Origin of the sequence: Geminicoccus sp. (assembly GCF_035556675.1) — a bacterium.
Classification (GTDB): Bacteria; Pseudomonadota; Alphaproteobacteria; order Geminicoccales; family Geminicoccaceae; genus Geminicoccus.
In genome coordinates this window covers 13,524-26,012 of the sequence record NZ_DATMFZ010000067.1, presented here as the reverse complement: position 1 = coordinate 26,012, position 12,489 = coordinate 13,524, and the positions used below count along the sequence as shown (strand labels likewise).

The 12,489-nt window shown below is 67.8% G+C and carries 12 protein-coding genes; 11 read left to right on the top strand and 1 reads right to left on the bottom strand.

Going from position 1 to position 12,489, the window contains the following annotated elements:
- Window positions 1–36: 36 nt before the first annotated feature.
- From VNS22_RS05130 to VNS22_RS05110, 5 genes are all read left to right on the top strand, one after another.
- Window positions 37–1,020 (top strand): ABC transporter permease, encoded by a 984-nt coding sequence (locus VNS22_RS05130; protein ID WP_325730271.1) that lies wholly within the window; start codon window positions 37–39, stop codon window positions 1,018–1,020.
- Window positions 1,017–2,543, top strand: coding sequence for a sugar ABC transporter ATP-binding protein (locus VNS22_RS05125; RefSeq protein ID WP_325730269.1), 1,527 nt, complete (start codon window positions 1,017–1,019; stop codon window positions 2,541–2,543). The genes VNS22_RS05130 and VNS22_RS05125 overlap by 4 nt, the downstream gene beginning before the upstream one ends.
- 16 nt (window positions 2,544–2,559) lie before the next feature.
- Window positions 2,560–3,510, top strand: a complete 951-nt coding sequence (locus VNS22_RS05120; RefSeq protein ID WP_325730267.1) for an ABC transporter permease — start codon at window positions 2,560–2,562, stop codon at window positions 3,508–3,510.
- Window positions 3,511–3,649: 139 nt separating this feature from the next.
- On the top strand, window positions 3,650–4,540 hold the full coding sequence (locus VNS22_RS05115; protein WP_325730265.1) for a cation diffusion facilitator family transporter: 891 nt from the start codon (window positions 3,650–3,652) through the stop codon (window positions 4,538–4,540).
- Between the two features lie 17 nt (window positions 4,541–4,557).
- Entirely contained in the window at window positions 4,558–4,929 is a 372-nt protein-coding gene (locus VNS22_RS05110) for a hypothetical protein (RefSeq protein ID WP_325730263.1), read from the top strand.
- A 16-nt stretch (window positions 4,930–4,945) separates the two neighbouring features.
- Here the strand turns inward: VNS22_RS05110 and VNS22_RS05105 are convergent, their stop codons facing one another.
- On the bottom strand, window positions 4,946–5,644 hold the full coding sequence (locus VNS22_RS05105; protein WP_325730262.1) for a TetR/AcrR family transcriptional regulator: 699 nt from the start codon (window positions 5,642–5,644) through the stop codon (window positions 4,946–4,948).
- A gap of 168 nt (window positions 5,645–5,812) precedes the next feature.
- On the opposite strand from VNS22_RS05105, the gene VNS22_RS05100 reads away from it, so the two are divergent.
- The 6 genes from VNS22_RS05100 (at window position 5,813) to VNS22_RS05075 (ending at window position 12,480) form a co-directional block, all read left to right on the top strand.
- Window positions 5,813–6,676 (top strand): sugar phosphate isomerase/epimerase family protein, encoded by an 864-nt coding sequence (locus VNS22_RS05100; RefSeq protein WP_325730260.1) that lies wholly within the window; start codon window positions 5,813–5,815, stop codon window positions 6,674–6,676.
- 196 nt (window positions 6,677–6,872) lie between these two features.
- Complete coding sequence (locus tag VNS22_RS05095) at window positions 6,873–7,928, top strand: aldo/keto reductase (RefSeq protein ID WP_325730259.1); 1,056 nt, start codon at window positions 6,873–6,875, stop codon at window positions 7,926–7,928.
- 384 nt (window positions 7,929–8,312) lie between these two features.
- A complete protein-coding gene (locus VNS22_RS05090) occupies window positions 8,313–9,122 on the top strand; it encodes a carbohydrate ABC transporter permease (RefSeq protein WP_325730257.1) in 810 nt (269 codons plus the stop codon).
- A 24-nt stretch (window positions 9,123–9,146) separates the two neighbouring features.
- Window positions 9,147–10,418: a sugar ABC transporter substrate-binding protein gene (locus VNS22_RS05085; protein WP_325730255.1), complete on the top strand. Its 1,272-nt coding sequence runs from the start codon at window positions 9,147–9,149 to the stop codon at window positions 10,416–10,418.
- Window positions 10,419–10,524: 106 nt separating this feature from the next.
- Window positions 10,525–11,406: a sugar ABC transporter permease gene (locus VNS22_RS05080; RefSeq protein WP_325730253.1), complete on the top strand. Its 882-nt coding sequence runs from the start codon at window positions 10,525–10,527 to the stop codon at window positions 11,404–11,406.
- 3 nt (window positions 11,407–11,409) lie between these two features.
- Window positions 11,410–12,480 (top strand): sn-glycerol-3-phosphate ABC transporter ATP-binding protein UgpC, encoded by a 1,071-nt coding sequence (locus VNS22_RS05075; RefSeq protein ID WP_325730251.1) that lies wholly within the window; start codon window positions 11,410–11,412, stop codon window positions 12,478–12,480.
- The last annotated feature ends 9 nt before the right edge of the window (window positions 12,481–12,489 follow it).

Below are 12,489 nucleotides of genomic sequence, written 5' to 3'. Positions count from 1 at the left end.
CTCCTGTTCCGCCACAGATCAGGTAGCGAACCCTAGATGGCCGCCTCCGCTATTCGACTGCCGCCCGCCTCGCGGATCGAAAGACTGCGCGCGTTCACCCCGGTGATCGTGCTGGTGGTGGTCTTCGCCGTGATCGGGGCGATCGCGCCCGCCTTTTTGTCGATCGACAATCTCGTGCGGATCATGAACGCCTCGGCGATCCCGCTCTGCCTGGCGCTGGGTGCCACCTTCATCATCCTGATGGGCTCGATCGACCTGTCGGTCGAGGGCGTGGTGGCCATGGGTGCCGTGGTGACGGCGCTGCTGGTGGCCAATGGCGCCAATGCGAACGATCTGGGCTTTCTCGCCGTTCCGCTCGTGCTGCTGATGGGAGCGGCGTTCGGCTTCGTGAACGGCATCGTCCATGTGAAGCTGCAGATCCCCTCCTTCATGGTGACGCTCGGCATGAGCTTCATCGCGATCGGCATCGCGACCGTGATGCTGGCCGGCGAGCGGGTGCGGATCACCGACACCACCTTCCGCGAGCTGGCGCTCGGCCGGGTGCTGGGCATCCCGATGGGGGTATGGATCGCGCTCGCGGCGGCGCTGGTGGCCTATGTGATCCAGACCCGCACCCGGCTGGGTCGCTGGATCTTCGCGGTGGGCGGCGGCGAGGACATCCTGCGCCTGACCTCCGTGCCGGTCGGCCGCGTGCGGATCCTGGCCTTCACCCTGGCCGGCGTCTTCTACGGCCTGGGCGGCATCCTATCGGCCGCGCAGCTCGGCCAGGGCCATGCGCTCATGGGCCAGGGCCGGCTGTTCACCACCATCACCGCGGTCGTGGTCGGCGGGACCTCGCTGATGGGCGGCCAGGGCGGCGTGCAGAACACGCTGGTGGGCGTGCTGATCGTGGTGGGCCTGGCCAACGGCATGGTGCTGATGGGCGTGCCCCCCTATGTCCAGACCGGCGTGCAGGGCGTGCTGATCATCGCCGCGGTGGCACTCGCGGTCGACCGCAGCCGGGCGAGGATCATCAAATGAGCACGAACGGCCGGACGGTGGCGCTGGAGCTGGTGGGCGTCGACAAGCGCTTCCCGGGCGTCCACGCCCTCAAGGATGTCAGCCTGGAGGTCCGTCCGGGCGAAGTGGTCGGGTTGATCGGCGAGAACGGTGCCGGCAAGTCGACGCTCATGAAGATCCTGTCCGGCGTGTACCAGCCGGACGGTGGCGAGATTCGCCACGACGGCAAGAAGGTCGTGCTGCGCAGCCCGATCGACGCGGCTGCCACCGGCATCGGCATGGTCCATCAGGAGCAGTCGCTGCTGACCAACCTGACGGTCGCGGAGAACATCTGGCTGGGCAAGGAGAAGCCGTTCCTCAAAGGCCGGCTGATCGACCACAAGGCCATGGCCGCGGCGGCGCGCCGCCAGCTCGAGAAGGTCCAGCTCGACATCGACCCCACGGTCGTCACCGAGAAGCTGAGCTTCGCCCAGCGGCAGATGGTCGAACTCGCCAAGGTGCTGACCCTCGAGGAGGAGATCGAAGGCCATCTGGTGATCATGCTGGACGAGCCGACATCGGTGCTGGAGCAGGCCGAGATCGACATCCTGTTCGCCCGGGTGCGGGCCCTGCGCGACCGCGCCTCCTTCGTGTTCGTCAGCCACCGGCTCGACGAGATCCTGGACCTGTCGGACCGGGTCTACGTGATGAAGGACGGGGCGGTGGTGGCCGAGATGCCATCCGCCGACGCCGACACCGAGAAGCTCCATTCCCTGATGGTCGGCCGCTCCCGCAATGCCGAGTACTACAAGGAGAGCCGGCAGAAGCCCTACCGGCCCGAGGTGGTGATGGCGGCGAGCGGCCTGACGCTCGCCGGCGCCTACGAGGACGTCGATTTCGAGCTGCACGCGGGCGAGGTGCTGGGCATTGCCGGCGTGATCGGTTCCGGTCGCGAGGAACTGGCCCGCACGCTGGGTGGACTGGCCCCGGCGACCGGCGGCACGCTCACCGTGTTCGGCCGGCCAGCCCGGCTGGCCACTCCCGGCGAAGCCGTGGCGCTCGGCATCGGCTACGTGCCGCGCGAGCGGCGGGTCGAGGGGATCGTGGGCTTTTTGCCGGTAGTGGCCAACATCACGCTCGGCAATCTGCGCGCGGTCACCAAGGGTGGGCTGATCGACCATGCCAAGGAGCGTTCGGTCGCCGAAACCTGGGTCAAGCGCCTGGCGATCAAGACGCCGACCATCCGCACCCTGGTGATGAATCTGTCGGGCGGCAACCAGCAGAAGGTGGTGCTGGCCAAGTGGATCAATGCCGGGGCCAGGATCATCGTGCTGGACCACCCGACCCGCGGGCTGGACGTCGGCGCCAAGGAGGAGGTCTACGAACTGGTGCGCTCCATCACCGCGGAAGGCGTGGCCGTGATCCTGACCTCGGACACGCTGGAGGAGACCATCGGCCTGTCGCACCGGATCATCGTGATGAAGGACAAGCGGGTGACCGAACGGTTTGAGGCCATGCCGGGCGGCAAGCCCGACCAGCTCGACCTGATCCGGCACATGGTCTGAAGGGAGTGACCGGCCGATGAATCCCGCTGCCGCCGCCCGCCTGCGCGACGTGGCCCCCATCCTCACCCTGATCCTGCTGGTGCTGGTGGTCGGCATCGGCAGCCGGGGCTTCCTGTCACCCGAGACCCTGCTGGTCCTGGCCGCCGACACCTCGACCCTGTTCATCATGGCCGCCGGCATCACCTTCGTGATCCTCCTGGGCGGCATCGACCTCTCGGTGCAGGCGGTTGCCAGCATGAGCAGCGTGGTCATGGCCCTGCTCCTGCCGAGCCTGGGCTATGGCGCCTTTCCGGCGGCCCTGGCCGCCGGCGCCCTGCTGGGCCTGGCCAACGGAATGGCGTTCACCCGGCTGCGCGTGCCCTCCTTCATCAGCTCGCTGGCCGTGGGCGGCATCGCCACCGCACTGGCCCTGGCTTTCTCGGGCACGCGCTCGATCCCGATCAGCGAGGAACTGCGGCATGCCTATCTCTGGTGGATCACCGGCCGCATGCTGGGCATTCCCGCCGAGATCTGGCTGGGCCTGATCGTGCTGGCCATCTGCCTGTTTGCGGAGCGCTACACCCTGTTCGGCCGCTGGAGCCTGGCGGTGGGTGCCGGCGAGCCGGCGGCGGTCGCGTCGGGCGTGCCGGTGGCGCTGGTCAAGCTCCTGGCATGCGTCGCCTCGGCCACGCTCGCCGCCTTTGCCGGCATGGTGCTGGGCGGCCGGCTGGTTGCAGGCTCCCCGACGCTCGCCAACGAATTCCTGCTTCCTGCCGTGGCCGCGGTGGTGGTGGGCGGCACCGCGCTCACCGGCGGGGTAGGCAGCGTCTGGCGCACCCTGATCGGCGCGCTGATCGTCTCGGTCGTGCGGGTCGGCATGACCTTCCTGGGGGTGGACGTGTTCGTCCAGCAGATCGTGCTCGGCATCGTCCTGATCCTGGCGGTCTGGATCACGATCGACCGTGCGAAGATCCCGATCGTGAAGTGACCCGATCACGAGGTGAGTTGAGGCAAGGCTAACAAGGTTGCGGTTGTCGCTTTAGGCGGCTCTGGCTATTGGCGGCCTACACCTGTGGCTGCGCATCCCAACCGCGCCGCCGCAACAAGCCACCTCGGACATTTCGTCAATGGATCGGCCGCTCAGGCTTGCGCTCGGGAGCATCGCCATTGGCGTGATCGTTCTCGGGCTGAAGTATTACGCCTACGTCATCACCGGGAGCGTCGCGCTCTATTCCGACGCGCTGGAGAGCATCATCAACGTCGCCACGGCGATCGCCGCGTTCTTCGCGGTGCGCCTGGCGGCAGTGCCGCCCGACGCCAACCATCCTTATGGCCATTACAAGGCCGAGTATCTCTCCGCCGTGCTGGAAGGCGTGCTCGTCATCCTCGCTGCCCTGTCGATTCTGCGCGAGGCCTATGCCGGCTGGCTCGCACCCGCCCCGCTGGACGCACCCTGGCGGGGCCTGCTGGTCAACGGCCTCGCCACCGTGGTCAACGCGGTCTGGTGCTCGATCCTGTTCCGCTACGGGCGCCGCTGGCGCTCGCCGGCCCTGGTCGCCGACGCGCGGCATCTTTGGACCGACGTGATCAGCTCGGCCGGCGTGATCCTGGGTGTGGCACTGGTGCCGCTCACCGGCTGGGCGCGGCTGGACTCGGTGCTGGCGGCCCTGGTCGCCCTGAACATCCTGTGGGCCGGCTGGCGGCTGATGCGGGAATCGATCGGCGGGCTGATGGACGAGACCGTATCGCCACAGACGCTCGCCCATGTGCGCGAGGTGATCTCGCAGCATGCGGAGGGCGCGCTGGAGGCGCACGACCTGCGCACCCGCCATGCCGGGCGGATGATCTTCCTCCAGTTCCATCTGGTGGTGCCCGGCTCCATGACGGTATCCGAATCACATGCCTTGTGTGACCGGATCGAGGCGGCGCTGCGCGACGGCCTGAAGGATATCGTCATCGATATTCATGTGGAGCCGGAGGAAAAGGCGAAGCATCCTGGCGGCGTCCCGGTGCTTTGACCTCGAGGAGATCCGGGTTGCCCGCCCGTCGTCGTCCGCGTGCCCGTGCCCTGGCCTGCGCTGGTCTGATGCTGGCTTTGGCCGGCTGCAGCCTGGCTGCCCTCAACGAGCCGCTCAACTTTGCGACGGCCTGCCAGACCGACACGGCGCTCAGCATGGCGCAGCGCTCCAGCGCCGGCGAGGGCGTGGTCGATCCGATCCTCGGCAGGGTCGCCGAGCTGGTGGTGCTGAAGGATGCCGGCCGGACCACCGCCTATACGCGGGCGCGCGACAAGCTGCTGGCCGAGCATGAAAGCATGACCGCCGCACAGATCGACGAGGCGGTCGACTCCAAGGTCAAGGAGATCCGGGAGGCCCGGGCTCGCGCCACCGGCAAGGCGACCTGCTGACCGGCGGCTCCTTGCCTCAAGGCCGGCGCAGGTAGCTCAGGATCGTGTCGATCATCGCCTGGCGCCGCTTCTCCATCTCCGGTTCGGCACCCAGGTCGATCCCGTAGATCACCGAGAGCGTCCAGCGGTTGTTGAGATAGTAGAAGCCCAGCGCCGCGATCGAGATGTAGAGCTGGTTTGGGTCGATCCCCTCCCGGAACACGCCCTGGCGCACGCCGCGCTCCAGCAATTCGCCGATCAACGCCACGAAGGGCGAGTGCATTTCGCGGATCTTCTTGCTGCGTTTGAGGTAGCGCGCCTGGTGGATGTTCTCCGTCACAATCAGGCGCAGGAGCTCTGGATTCTGCCGGTAGTAGTTCCAGGTGAACTCGATCAGGGCCACGAATGCGTCCTCGGGCTCACGTCCGGCCAGATCGACCAGCCGCTCGGCCCGGCGCAGGTCGCCATAGGCCTCCTCCAGCACGGCGAGGTAGAGTTCCTCCTTGCTCTTGAAATAGTGGTAGATCATCCGCTTGTTGATCTTGGCCCTGGTCGCGATCGCGTCGACCCGCGCCCCCGCCAGCCCCTTTCGGGCGAACTCGCTCTTGGCGGCGGCCAGGATCCGGGCACTGGTCAGCTTGGGATCGCGCAGGCGCAGCGCCTTCACGGATCGCCCTTCGCTCTTGCCCTTGCTCCGGCTCACCGTGGCCGGTTCGGCCTCGCTGGTGCGCGTCATGCGCCGTCTTCCTCGCTTCCATGGCCGCGGTTCGCATGATCCCGCCCTGCCCAAGCCTAGCAACTCGCCGCGCGGCGGTCTTGTACGAACGAACCAGTCCGTTACCTTGTCGGTCAGGATGGCCGGCCGGACGCGCCGGCACGACCCCTGATGGAGGCACGACCAGGCATGGCCACCACGCCCGCGCGGCGCTGCAGGTTGGCGCTCAACACCGCCACGCTGGGCTTCAGGCACACGCTGCCCGAGATCGTGGAGGCGGCCGCCAGCCGCGGCATCTCGGGCATCGCACCCTGGCGGCGTGAGCTGGCGGACACCCCGCCGGCCGAGGTCCGTCGCCGCTTCGAGGATGCCGGCCTCACCGTCACCTGCCTGTGCCGGGGCTCGTACCTGACCTTCGCCTCGGAGCAGCAGCGCACCGCCATCCTGGAGGACAACCGCCGGGCGATCGACGAGGCGGCGGCACTGGGAGCCCCCGTGCTGTGCATGGTGGTGGGCGGGCTGCCCGAGGGGATGCACGACTTGGCCTCGGCACGGCGGCAGGTCACCGAGCAGCTCGCCGCCCTTCTGCCCCATGCCCGGGCGCACGGGGTACGGTTGGCCCTGGAGCCTTTGCACCCGATGTACGCGGCCGACCGCTCCTGCGTCTCGACCCTGGCGCAGGCGCTGGACATCTGCGACCAGGTCGGGCCGGAGCTGGGGGTGATGATCGACGCCTATCATCTGTGGTGGGACCCGGACTTCGCGGCCGGGCTCGCCCGTGCGGGCGCCGACCGACTGCTGGGCTGGCAGATCTGTGACTGGCGGGTGCCAACCCGCGATCTGCTGCAGGACCGGGCGATGATCGGCGACGGAGTCATCGATCTGGCCCGGATGCACCGGGAGGTGGCCGCGGCCGGCTGGCGGGGCATGGTCGAGGTCGAGATCTTCTCGGCCCTCGACTGGGACCAGCGGCCGATGGCGGAAACACTGGACGTGCTGTGCGCCCGCTTCGACCGGCTGGCCCTCCCCGAGCCGGCCGACCTGCTGCCATGACGGCGCCGCCGTCCAGCCCGCGCGGCCACGGCTTCAGGCGACCAGGATTTCCGCTCATGACGGACGGTCAGGCGCGCACCTGCCGCCAGATCGGCTGACGGCAGGGCCGCCCGACGACGGTGGTGGCACGAAGCCGGATGATCGGGCTAGATCGGTCTGCCGGTGCCAGCCGGACCATCCAGGGAAGTCGCGCCTCATGCAGTATCGCCAGCTCGGCCGGTCCGGCCTTCGCGTCTCCGTCCTGACCCTCGGCACCATGACCTTCGGCGGCGCCGGCAACTTCGCCAAGACGGGAACGACCGACGCCGCGGGTGCACGCCGCCTGATCGACCTCTGCCTCGATGCCGGGGTAAATCTCTTCGATACCGCCGACGTCTATTCCAGGGGCCAGTCCGAGGAGATCCTGGGACAGGCGCTGCAGGGCCGGCGCGACCGGGTGCTCCTGACCACCAAGGCGCGCTTCGCGATGGGCGACGGTCCCAACGACGCCGGCTCCTCGCGCCAGCACCTGATCCAGGCCTGCGAGGCGAGCCTGAGGCGCCTCGGCACCGACTATCTCGACCTCTACCAGCTCCACGAATGGGACGGGCAGACCCCGGTAGACGAGACCCTGCGCGCCCTGGACGACCTCGTCCGTGCCGGCAAGGTGCGCTATGTCGGCGTGTCGAACTTCTCCGGCTGGCACCTCATGAAGATGCTGGCCGCTGCCGATACCGGTCATCTGGTCCGGCCGGTCAGCCAGCAGATCCACTACACGCTGCAGGCGCGCGAGGCCGAGTACGAGCTGGTGCCGATCGCGGTGGATCAGGGCGTGGGCATCCTGGTCTGGAGCCCGCTGGCGGGCGGCCTCCTGTCCGGCAAGTACCGGCGCGGCCAGGCGATGCCGGAAGGGACGCGCCATCTGGCCAACTGGGGCGAACCCCCGGTCCATGACCAGGATCGGCTCTACGACATCGTCGACATGCTGGTGGAGCTCGCCGACGCGCGGGGCGTGCCGCCGGCCCAGCTAGCGCTGGCCTGGCTGCTGGGTCGGCCGGGCGTCGCCTCGCTGGTGATCGGCGCACGCGACGAGGCGCAGCTTCTGGCCAACCTCGCGGCGGCCGATCTGGAGCTCGACGCGGAGGAACGCCGCCGCCTGGACGAGGTGAGTGCGGTTCCCCTGCCCTACCCCTACTGGCACCAGGCCAAGACCGCCAAGGACCGCCTATCGCCCGCCGACCTGGCGCTGCTGGCGCCACACCTGCCCGGCTGACCGCGGCATCCGGGATCAGTGCGTCCAGCCCGCCGCCCCGTTCTTCCCGAGCTTCCCTGGCGTGGCCGGGAGCATGGAGGGTCGGACGCAAGATCATGGAATGCGCTGACGGCATCGTCCGGTCGCACTTGCACAATGCGCCCGATCATCAGGCAGAACCGGCCGGCGCGGCAGGACGTCCGTCATCACGCCGCCAGCACGGTGCGTATCCGGTAAAGCAGCTTGGCAGCAGGCCGGCCGCCATGCCATGACGTATTGGCAAGCCGGTCATCGAATGTGGTGTTCCCGGCAGCCAGCGGGGGCTGGATCCGTGCGCGCGCTTCTCGTCCATTACGGCCGCCGGGCGACCGGATGCGTTGTGGCCTGCGGCCAAGGGGGCAGCGCATGCGCTGGCTGAGGCGGGCGGCCCCGCACCTGGTCCTGATCCCGTTCTCGCTGGCGGTGGTTCTGCCGCTGCTCTGGCTCTTGCGGGTCAGCCTCACCGACCGGCGCACCGCCTATCAGATCCCGCCGGAATGGAGCACGCCGCATCTCGGCAACTATGTCGAGATCTTCACGGCCTACCCGTTCGCGACCTGGTTCTGGAACAGTCTGAGCGTGGCGCTGCTCTCGACGGCGATCGCCCTGCCGCTCGCGACCATGCTGGCCTTCGCGTTCGCCCGCTACAACAGCGGCGGCGCACCGCTGCGCCTCTCGATCCTGGCGAGCCAGATGCTGCCGCCGATCGTGATGGTGCTGCCTTTGTTCGCGGTGTTCCTCGGTGCCGGCCTCCTGAACAGCCGTACCGCCGTGGTCATCGCCCATGTCGGCATGAACCTGCCCTTCCTGGCCTGGATGATGATCGCCTTCTTCGAGGGCGAGGTCCGCCAGCTCGAGGAGGCGGCACGGGTCGAGGGTGCCACGCGCTTCCAGGCCTTCTGGAAGGTGGCGGTGCCGGTGGCGGCCCCGGGCCTGCTGGCAGCCGCCCTGCTGGCCTTCATCATGTCCTGGAACGAGTTCCTGTTCGCCCTGATCCTGACCGGCAAGCGCACCGCCACGCTGCCGGTCGGGTTGTCCACGCTCGACACCCATCGCGGGGTCGAGATCGCCCTGCTGGCCGCCGCCAACATGGTGGCGATCCTTCCGGTCTTCCTGATGATGCCGTTCCTGCGGCGCTATCTGATCAAGGGTTTGTCGCTTGGCGCATTGAAGTAATCACGAGTTTCGGGGGAGCCCATAATGAAGAAGTTCCTGCTCGCGACCAGCATCCTGGTTGCCTCCGCGGTCGGTGCGGAGGCGCAGACCATCAACATCCTGATGGAAAGCGTGCCGGACACCCGCTACGTCCAGGAGATGCTGCCGGAGTTCAAGGAGAAGACCGGCATCGACGTGCAGCTCGAGGTGGTGAACTACGCCGAGATGCACACCAAGCTGGTCCCGCAGCTGGTCGCACCCGAGGGCTCCTACGACGTCATCATCGTCGACTTCTACTGGGTCGGCGAGTTCGTGAAGGCCGGCTGGCTGCAGCCGCTCGACGAGCGGATCAAGGCGGACAACTTCCCGGTCGACAACTATATCACCTCGATCATGGACCTGACCGGCAAGGTCGACGGCACCACGCTGATGCTGCCGTTCTACAACTATGCCATGGGGCTGACCTACCGGAAGGACCTGCTGGAGGACCCCAAGCACCAGGAGGCGTTCAAGGCCAAATATGGCCGGGAGCTGAAGGTGCCGACCGAGTGGCCGGAATATCTGGACCAGGTGAAGTACTTCTCCGAGGATGCCGGGATCGAGGGCTTCAAGGGCGTGGTCAACCAGGGCCAGCGCCCTGACCCGATCTCGATGGAGTGGTCGAACTACCTGTTCGCCAATGGTGGCCGCTACTACGATCCGGAGACTTGGCAGCCGACTCTGGCCACGCCCGAGGGTATCGCGGCGCTGACCCAGTACCGCGACAGCATCCAGAAATACGGCCCGATCGGTGCGGCCAACTTCAGCTTCGACGACGCCTTCAACGTCGCGGCGCAGGGCAAGGCCTACTCGTATCTGACCTTCAACATGTTCCGCCCGGTTTATGACGATCCGGCCAGCTCGCAGGTGGTCGGCAAGATGGAGATCGCCCCGGTGCCGGGCGGCGGGATGAACGGCTCCTGGGGCTGGGCGATCCCGAAGTCCTCGCCCGATCCGGATGCGGCCTGGGAGTTCATCAAGTTCATCGAGAGCCCGGAGATCGCCAAGAAGCGTGCCCTGCTGGGCGGTGCCGCCACCCAGAAGCAGATCTACGAAGACCCGGAGCTGATCGAGAAGTACTCCTATTACCCGCAGCTGGGCGAGCTGCTGGCCTATGCCCAGAACTTCCCGGTCTTCACCTATACGCCCGAATTCGTGGATGTGCTCGGCCGCGAGCTGAGCCTGGCGGTGGCCGACGGCAAGGACCCGAAGGAGGCGCTGGAGCAGGTGGACAAGGACTTCGCCGAGCTCCTGCGCAAGGACGGCAAGCTGCAGTGACTTCCCTGGGAGCTGCCGCCGATGAGGGGGCAGCTCCCGTGTTCCTGTCCGGCCCGCCCCGCGGCGGGCGGTCATCCCTGGCCCCAGCCCGAAGACAAGACCGTTCATGACCGCCGCGATCGCGCAGCGTGACCGCTGGTTCGGCTTCGCCATGACCCTGCCGGGCCTGTTCGCCCTGGTTCTGGTCGTGCTGTTCCCGATCCTGTTCACGCTCTGGACCAGCACTTCCGACTTCACCCTGCTGAAGCCGTCCAACGACGCCTTCCTCGGCCTCTCCCACTATACCCAGGCCTTCGCCACGCCCGAGTTCCGCCACGCCCTGTCGGTGACCCTGGCCTTCGTGGTGGCAGTGGTGACCCTGGAATTCCTCGTGGGGTTCGCGGTGGCGCTCGCCCTCGACAAGGTCGAGCACGGCAAGGCCGTCTATTACGTGATCCTGCTGTTCCCGCTGCTGATGAACCCGGTCGTGGTCGGCCTCATCTGGAAGATGTTTCTCCACCCCACGCTCGGCATCGTCAACTACGTGCTGAGCCTGGTGGGGATAGCACCGGTGGATTGGTTGGGCGTGCCGGACAACGCCTTCTGGACGGTGGTGGCGGTCGACATCTGGCACCAGGTCTCGTTCATGATCGTCCTGCTCCTGGCCGGCCTCGCGGCCCTGCCCAAGGAGCCCTACGAGGCGGCACGGCTGGAAGGGGCCGGTACGATCCGCTGCTTCTTCTGGATCACCCTGCCCCTGATGCGCCCGGTGATCGTGGTGACGCTGCTGATCCGGCTGATCTTCGCGGTGAAGACCTACGACATCATCTACATCATGACCCGCGGCGGCCCCGGACAGGCCACCGAGCTGGTCAGCTACTACATCTACCGCCGCGCCTTTGTCGGCCTGGACGTGTCCCAGGCCAGCGCCATGGCGGTCATCCTGCTCCTGGTGGTCCTGGCACTCACCGCCTGGCTCCACCGCTACATGCGCTCTTTGGCCCAATAGAACATGACCGAGATCCGCCTCGCCAACGTCACCAAGACCTATGCCGGCGGCCAGACCGCCGTGGACGGGGTCGACCTCACCATCCATGACGGCGAATTCTTCGTCCTGCTGGGCCCCTCGGGTTGCGGCAAGTCGACCACGCTGCGCATGATCGCCGGACTGGAGCCGATCTCGTCCGGCGATCTGTTCATCGGCGAGCGCCGGATGAACGAGGTCGACCCCAAGGACCGCGACCTGGCCTTCGTCTTCCAGAACTATGCCCTGTTCCCGCACCTGACCGTGAAGGGCAACCTGACCTTCGGCATGAAGCTGCGCGGCGTCCCGGCGTCGGAGCAGGAGCGGCGGCTGGCCGAGGTCACAGCCATGCTGGGCCTGGCCCCCTATCTGGACCGCAAGCCCGGCCAGCTCTCGGGCGGCCAGCGCCAGCGCGTGGCGCTTGGCCGAGCACTCCTGCGCGACCCGGTGGCCTTCCTGCTCGACGAGCCGCTCTCCAACCTGGACGCCAAGCTGCGCGCGCAGATGCGCACCGAGCTGGTCAAGCTGCACCGCCGGGTCGGCCGCACCATCATCCACGTCACCCACGACCAGATCGAGGCCATGACCATGGCTGATCGGATCTGCATCATGCATGACGGCAAGGTCGCCCAGGTCGGGGCACCGATGGAGGTCTACCGCAACCCGGCCGACACGTTCGTCGCGACCTTCACCGGCAGCCCACCCATGAACCTGGTGCCGGGCCGGCTGGAGAATGGCGCGGTGCATTTCGCTGGCGCCAGCCTGCCGCTCGATGCCAAGGCCGCTGCCGGCGAGGTGACGGCCGGGTTCCGTCCGGAGGATCTGAGCCTGGCCGCCCTGCCGGACCGGGTGGAGATCCAGACGAGCGTGGTCGCGGTCGAGACGCTGGGCGCCGACGCCATCCTGGTGGTGAGCCTCGCCGGTGGGCAGGAGATCGAGATGCGGGTCCCGGCCGACACCCGGCTGGAGCCCGGCAGCCCGGTATCGGTCCATCTCGACCCCGACCGGCTGCGCCTGTTCGACCGGCAGACCGGCAAAGCGATCGTCCGGGCCCGCTGAGGCGGTGCG

Coding starts and splice junctions, on each gene's coding strand:
- VNS22_RS05130 (WP_325730271.1), top strand. CDS start 37: ATGGCCGCCTCCGCTATTCGACTGCCGCCCGCCTCGCGGATCGAAAGA.
- VNS22_RS05125 (WP_325730269.1), top strand. CDS start 1,017: ATGAGCACGAACGGCCGGACGGTGGCGCTGGAGCTGGTGGGCGTCGAC.
- VNS22_RS05120 (WP_325730267.1), top strand. CDS start 2,560: ATGAATCCCGCTGCCGCCGCCCGCCTGCGCGACGTGGCCCCCATCCTC.
- VNS22_RS05115 (WP_325730265.1), top strand. CDS start 3,650: ATGGATCGGCCGCTCAGGCTTGCGCTCGGGAGCATCGCCATTGGCGTG.
- VNS22_RS05105 (WP_325730262.1), bottom strand. CDS start 5,644: ATGACGCGCACCAGCGAGGCCGAACCGGCCACGGTGAGCCGGAGCAAG.
- VNS22_RS05100 (WP_325730260.1), top strand. CDS start 5,813: ATGGCCACCACGCCCGCGCGGCGCTGCAGGTTGGCGCTCAACACCGCC.
- VNS22_RS05095 (WP_325730259.1), top strand. CDS start 6,873: ATGCAGTATCGCCAGCTCGGCCGGTCCGGCCTTCGCGTCTCCGTCCTG.
- VNS22_RS05090 (WP_325730257.1), top strand. CDS start 8,313: ATGCGCTGGCTGAGGCGGGCGGCCCCGCACCTGGTCCTGATCCCGTTC.
- VNS22_RS05085 (WP_325730255.1), top strand. CDS start 9,147: ATGAAGAAGTTCCTGCTCGCGACCAGCATCCTGGTTGCCTCCGCGGTC.
- VNS22_RS05080 (WP_325730253.1), top strand. CDS start 10,525: ATGACCGCCGCGATCGCGCAGCGTGACCGCTGGTTCGGCTTCGCCATG.
- VNS22_RS05075 (WP_325730251.1), top strand. CDS start 11,410: ATGACCGAGATCCGCCTCGCCAACGTCACCAAGACCTATGCCGGCGGC.